We start from the raw sequence: 6,033 nt of genomic DNA on the forward strand, positions 1-6,033 counted from the left end.
GACCGATACGTGTCACAAAAAATTTCAGTACATTTAATTTTATTTTGAACGGTCGTTCTAGTATGCTTGCACTATTATACTTTTGGAGCATGTATGCAAAACAAGACAGATATTCAAAAGCGACTTGAGTGGTCGTTACTTTCTCTTCGCGTAACTATTTTTATCGTTATGTTTGTTTGGACCTTAGATAAATTCGTAAATCCTTCCCACGGCATGGCCATTTTCGAAAAATTCTACGGTATAGGCGGCGTACCTGAAATGGCCGTCTATATTATGGGCGCATTTCAGCTTGCATTGGTGTTAGCGTTTCTAGCGGGTCTTGCAAAAAAATACACCTACGGGTTAATTTTTCTAATGCACGGCGGGTCTACCCTTTCTTCTTTCCCGCAGTATCTAGACGCTTTTAATCACCTACTGTTTTTTGCCGCATGGCCAATGTGGGGCGCGTGTTTCGCACTTTTCCTATTGCGCGACGCCGACACCAAATTTGCATTTGGTAAGTAGTAAACATTTTTAGGGCAACTGCACTTTACCCTCTTAGCCAGTTGCCGTTACCTTGATTTACTTCAAAGCGTTGAAACAGGGGTTCTCAGCCTTTGGCAGCATCATACAGTTGCTGCCATTCGCCCTCTTGTACCGGCATTATTGATAACCTTCCGCCTTTCTTGACTAAAGGTAGTTCAGTAATACCTTCCATACTTTTAATTACAGAAAGTGGAAGGACGCTGGGAAACTTTTCTACAAACTTCACATCGACACGATACCAACGAGGGTTTTCTTCGCTAGATTTAGGATCATAGTATTTTGACTCAGGGTTAAACTGTGTGGTGTCTGGGTACCCGTCTTTCACCACTTCTGCAACGCCTGCAATACCGACCAGTTTGCAGCTGGAGTGATAAATAAACACCTTATCGCCCAGCTTTACGCCATCACGTAAAAAGTTACGGGCTTGGTAGTTTCTTACGCCATCCCATGGCTCAGTTTGGTCAGGTCTACTCGCTAAGTCGTCTATTGAAAATGCATCAGGTTCTGTTTTAAATAGCCAATACGCCATGTTTTTATTCATTCTCTTAATCTTTGAACACTTACTGAAGCGTATGTAAATATACATACGCTGTACGTGCTCTTTTAATACCAATCCGCATAGATAATTCAGCTTTTTAACAAACACCAGTATACAAAGCACTTTTATTTAATGACAGTGCTATACCTTAGCTTGGCTAAGACTGCTATAATTACGCACTTAATCTGAGCTTACTCCTATTATGAGTTCAGCAATTCCCTGATTTATCTAGATGTGATTACTATGCAAGCCACCATTAAGGCCGACCGCGGTCTGTTTTCCTACCCTAAATATTGGCCACACTGCTTGGGTACTGCGCCTTTTCTTCCTATGTCAAAAGAGGAAATGGATGCCCTAGGCTGGGACAGTTGTGACGTTATTTTGGTAACCGGCGATGCGTATGTCGATCACCCTAGTTTCGGCATGGCTGTGATTGGTCGCGTACTTGAAGCCCATGGTTTTCGGGTTGGCATTATTTCTCAGCCAGACTGGAAGAGTAAAGACGACTTTATGAAGTTGGGTAAGCCCAACCTGTATTTTGGCGTAACAGCCGGAAACATGGACTCTATGATCAACCGCTATACGTCTGACAAAAAGCTTCGTCACGATGACGCCTATACGCCAGGCAATGTAGGCGGTAAGCGTCCTGACCGGGCCGTAACCGTATATGCACAGCGCTGTCGCGAAGCCTTTAAAGGTGTACCTGTGATTGCGGGGGGTATTGAAGCCAGCTTGCGTCGTATTGCGCACTACGATTACTGGAGCGAGAAAGTACGCCGCTCAGTACTGTTCGACTCTAAAGCAGACATGCTATTTTTCGGTAACGCCGAGCGCCCCCTTGTTGAAGTAACCCACCGCTTGGCGGCAGGTGAAGACATTGCCGATTTGCGCGACATTCGCGGTACCGCGATAATCGTCAAAGAAGCCTTGCCCGAATGGCAAGGCGTTGACTCTACCTCCCTAGACAGACCAGGTAAGATTGATCCTATTTCAAGCCCCTATCAAATGGAGCCGGAGTGCGATTCACAAGATAAAGACGCGAAAAGCAGTGAAGCGCCAGAAGCGTCGCCAATTGTTATCCAGCCTGCGCAAAAAGAGAAAGAGAAGCGTAAGCCTTGGGAGAACGTATACGTTAAGCTACCTGCGTACGAAACAGTAAAAGACAACAAGGTGTTATACGCGCATACATCGCGTATTTTGCACCAGGAAACCAATCCAGGTTGCGCTCGTGCACTTATGCAGCGTCACGGCGACAGACACATTTGGATCAACCCACCCGCCATGCCTCTTGAAACCGAAGAGATGGATGCGGTGTTTGACCTTCCATATCAGCGTGTTCCTCATCCTGTGTATGGCGATGCCAAAATCCCAGCGTACGACATGATCCGCTTTAGTATCAATATTATGCGCGGTTGCTATGGCGGATGTACCTTCTGCTCTATTACTGAACATGAAGGCCGTATCATTCAAAGTCGCTCTGAAGATTCGATTATTCGTGAAATTGAACAAATACGCGACACCGTTCCTGGCTTTACTGGCGTAATTTCAGACTTAGGCGGTCCGACAGCGAACATGTATCGCCTTCGCTGTAAAAGCCCGAAAGCCGAGGCTACCTGTCGCAGGCCTTCTTGTGTGTACCCTAGCATTTGCGCACACATGGATACTGATCACAAGCCAACTATCGACTTATACCGCCGTGCTCGCGAATTGCCTGGAATTAAAAAGATATTGATTGCTTCTGGCGTGCGTTATGACTTAGCGGTAGAAGACCCAGAATACGTGAAAGAACTAGCGCTTCATCACGTAGGCGGCTATTTGAAGATAGCACCAGAACACACAGAAGACGGCCCGCTTTCAAAAATGATGAAGCCAGGTATGGGCAGCTACTACCGTTTCAAAGAGCTATTTGATAAATACTCACAGGAAGCGGGTAAAAAGCAGTACCTTATTCCTTACTTTATTGCATCGCACCCGGGTACTACAGACGAAGACATGTTAAGCCTTGCGATATGGCTTAAAGAAAACAAATTTAAACTCGATCAGGTACAAAACTTCTATCCGTCGCCAATGGCAACGGCTACAACCATGTACCACACCGAAGTGAATTCCCTTCGTAAAGTAACCAAAGACAGTGAAGACGTCCCTTCTGCTAAAGGCGAGATTCACCGTAGGCTACATAAGGCGATGCTGCGTTATCACGACCCGAAGAACTTTGCGCAAATTCGTGAAGCGCTTAAGCGTATGGGGCGCGAAGATTTAATTGGCCGCGGTCCTCAGCACCTTGTTCCACCAGAGACGGCTGACGAAAAACGCCAGAAAGCACAAAAAGGACGTCGTGGTGAACGTGCACTTACTAAGCATACTGGGCTTCCACCCTCCTTTCAGGGTAAAAATGGAAAAGGCAAAAGCCGTGACGGTAGCGCGGTTAATAAAAACCGTCGTAATACAAACGGAAATAAACAAGGCAGTGGCAACAGGCAAGAACAAGCTAACGGGAACACCGCCAATCAAAATTCGGGCAAGGCTTCGAAGGCGAATAATGGCGGCGGCAACAATCGTGGCCGCTTTCAAAAACAGCCAAGCATGCACAAACGTTAAGATAGACAACGTTAAGAAAGAGAACGCTAGAAATAAATAAGCCCGATGCTTTTAAACATCGGGCTTTTTTGGCGATTTTTAGCAATAGCACTGCGGTATTTCAGCTAACTGTTTATGTATACAACCTATATGTACCCGAGCTGTACGATTACATTCAGTCGTGATTTGGGTAGCACTTCACATTTTCAAGTTTTGCTAGTTCACCAGTTTGATCATTTCGCAGCAGGCACTGCTTGCCATCACTTAATAACGTAAAGCTGTACACAGGGTTGTCATGCCTTCCTTCAACGGGTAACCCTCTGCTGTCTACCTTCGCTTTGCGTTCAATTGTAATGCTTGAAGCGCTGCTAAACACATTATCAGCAACACTAATGGATACACCGCCAAACCAGTTACTGATGGTATTTTCAATGGTTTGCTTTTGGCTTGCACTAGTGCCGTTAGTAATTGCTTTATGCAACTCAACCTCCTTGGTTGCAGCACAACCAATTGCCGATGAAAGCGCTATAGCGAGGGCTGCAGCGGGAAGCCCTTTGCTTTTACCTTTACCGAATAGAGCCATCATTCTTGTTCCCTGATGACGGGCTGGTTAATTTTGTTTTGTAACACAAAGTTTTCTCTGCGCTTTTCAGGCGTATCGATAGGAATAAGCTTCTCACCCACTAGCGCGCTTTGATTACTGCGCAGTGCGTTTACATCAGCCGTGCCATTGCCCGATACCACTTCAGGGCATGAGCCCGTAGCTGCAAACTCTAGTGCTGCAGACAACATACCTTCATTCGGGTCGCCTAGACTTGCGGTAAAGTCATCTTCAACGTCACACCCTGGTAATTCAAAATCAAAATTAGGAGTAGTGGTTGGCATGAAACCGTCTGCATAATCGCCAAACCCTTTGTTGTTCACTCCCTGAAACTGAATAGTGAAGTAGGTCTCACCACAGTTATCTGTTGGATAGAAACCATAAGGTTTACCACACGTTGTCGAGCCAATTTGTACCACTTCTACGTCTATTCCGCGAAGGGCGTTCATTACCGCTTCACTTGCTGAACACGTTGCGCCTGTTGAAATAACGTAAACACGAGTCAGAGAAAGACTTGGCAGTAGCGTATCGGTCAGTAACCCGGCGTTGTAATCGATAACGTTTCTATAAAAAGGTGTAGGACTAATAGTGTCGCCAGTTACTGGATTAGTCGTTGGGTTCTTGTCGTTAAATTGCAAAGTTTCAAACGTAGCGTTGTTCGTTTGATTTGGACCCGCTACCATATAAGAAAGCTGAGAAGCCAACGCCAAACGTCCCCCTCCGTTATAACGCAGATCCATGACTAACTCGGTTACATTCTGATCAACAAATGTATCGAACGCGTCTATCAGCCCTTCTTGCGCGGTAACAATGAAGGTATTAAATTGGAAGTAACCTGTTTTACCGTTTTCAGTATCAAACACCTTAACGTTTTGAACCGGTGTTACGTTGATATCAGCTGAGGTTATATCAACTGACATATTCGTACCGTCAATCAGTTCAAATTGAAAGCTTGTAGTGGTTCCGGCATCATCAGGAAACAGTCCATCGTTTAAAGCGTTTACACCTTGTTGGGTATTGTCATTAACGAAATCAACGCCGTTGATACTCACAACCTTAGCGCCTCGCGGCACGTTCGCTGCAGCAGCAGGTGAACCAGGCTCGGTGTACCGTACGGTTAACTCTCTTGGTACTGTGTTTGACCCAAACTCCCAGCTAAAACCAAATCCCGACGATATGCCAGATTGAGATAGCTCATTGTATTCAGCCGTGTCTTGTGAAAAATGAAAATTATCTTTTGGCGTGCCACTTGGCGTTAGTTCATTCGTTTTCAACTGGTCGAAATATGCCAATATTGAAAAGTTCTCAGGGTCGTTATCGTCTACTTCGTCGTACCATAGGTAGGTGTCATTAGTCCATGAACGCAGCCAGAGCTTTTCATCCATTGCGGTCCCTTGGGTATCTGGGTAAGCACTTCCAGTGAAAGGATCTATACCACTTCTTGGCGTTTCACACTTGGCGATGAATTCAGATTGTGGCTCATAGACACCAGCTTCCCACTCAGGTTCTGACGTAACAGGCGTTGTTGGTGTAGTAGGCGTCGTTGCTACCGGCGTGTTACTGGATGAACCGCCACCTCCCCCACATCCTGTGAGAAGTGAAATTGCCACTGCAAATGCAACTGAAGTATACGTATACGCTTTCATGATTAATTACAGACCCTTTATTAACGGCCGCCGAAATTGATAATTCGTCAGCGTTTATGCTCTCAATAACAATACTATGTTCTACGTTAGCATAGTTTATAGCGGTATAGCTTTGTAAGAATAACTAGGTAACAAAAGTTTAAACA

Annotated in this window: 5 protein-coding genes; 2 read left to right on the forward strand and 3 right to left on the reverse strand. The window is 45.4% G+C overall.

From position 1 onward, the window contains the following. Positions 1-93 precede the first annotated feature (93 nt). Entirely contained in the window at positions 94-504 is a 411-nt protein-coding gene (locus tag KL866_RS16245; RefSeq protein WP_025255037.1) for a hypothetical protein, read from the forward strand. A gap of 85 nt (positions 505-589) precedes the next feature. Here KL866_RS16245 and KL866_RS16250 read toward each other — a convergent pair whose 3' ends face one another. Further along, complete coding sequence (locus KL866_RS16250) at positions 590-1,054, reverse strand: EVE domain-containing protein (protein WP_025255036.1); 465 nt, start codon at positions 1,052-1,054, stop codon at positions 590-592. Between the two features lie 252 nt (positions 1,055-1,306). Between KL866_RS16250 and KL866_RS16255 the strand changes: the two genes are divergently transcribed. Next, positions 1,307-3,661, forward strand: coding sequence for a YgiQ family radical SAM protein (locus KL866_RS16255; RefSeq protein ID WP_214996018.1), 2,355 nt, complete (start codon positions 1,307-1,309; stop codon positions 3,659-3,661). 154 nt (positions 3,662-3,815) lie between these two features. Here the strand turns inward: KL866_RS16255 and KL866_RS16260 are convergent, their stop codons facing one another. Together KL866_RS16260 and KL866_RS16265 are read right to left on the reverse strand one after the other, a co-directional pair. Continuing rightward, on the reverse strand, positions 3,816-4,226 hold the full coding sequence (locus KL866_RS16260) for a hypothetical protein (RefSeq protein WP_214996020.1): 411 nt from the start codon (positions 4,224-4,226) through the stop codon (positions 3,816-3,818). Continuing rightward, positions 4,223-5,887, reverse strand: coding sequence for a S41 family peptidase (locus KL866_RS16265; RefSeq protein WP_214996022.1), 1,665 nt, complete (start codon positions 5,885-5,887; stop codon positions 4,223-4,225). Before KL866_RS16265 ends, KL866_RS16260 begins: the two co-directional genes overlap by 4 nt. Between the last annotated feature and the right edge of the window lie 146 nt (positions 5,888-6,033).

It is taken from the genome of Alteromonas sp. ALT199, assembly GCF_018619335.1.
GTDB lineage: Bacteria > Pseudomonadota > Gammaproteobacteria > Enterobacterales > Alteromonadaceae > Alteromonas.

Coding starts and splice junctions, on each gene's coding strand:
- KL866_RS16265 (WP_214996022.1), bottom strand. CDS start 5,887: ATGAAAGCGTATACGTATACTTCAGTTGCATTTGCAGTGGCAATTTCA.
- KL866_RS16245 (WP_025255037.1), top strand. CDS start 94: ATGCAAAACAAGACAGATATTCAAAAGCGACTTGAGTGGTCGTTACTT.
- KL866_RS16255 (WP_214996018.1), top strand. CDS start 1,307: ATGCAAGCCACCATTAAGGCCGACCGCGGTCTGTTTTCCTACCCTAAA.
- KL866_RS16250 (WP_025255036.1), bottom strand. CDS start 1,054: ATGGCGTATTGGCTATTTAAAACAGAACCTGATGCATTTTCAATAGAC.
- KL866_RS16260 (WP_214996020.1), bottom strand. CDS start 4,226: ATGATGGCTCTATTCGGTAAAGGTAAAAGCAAAGGGCTTCCCGCTGCA.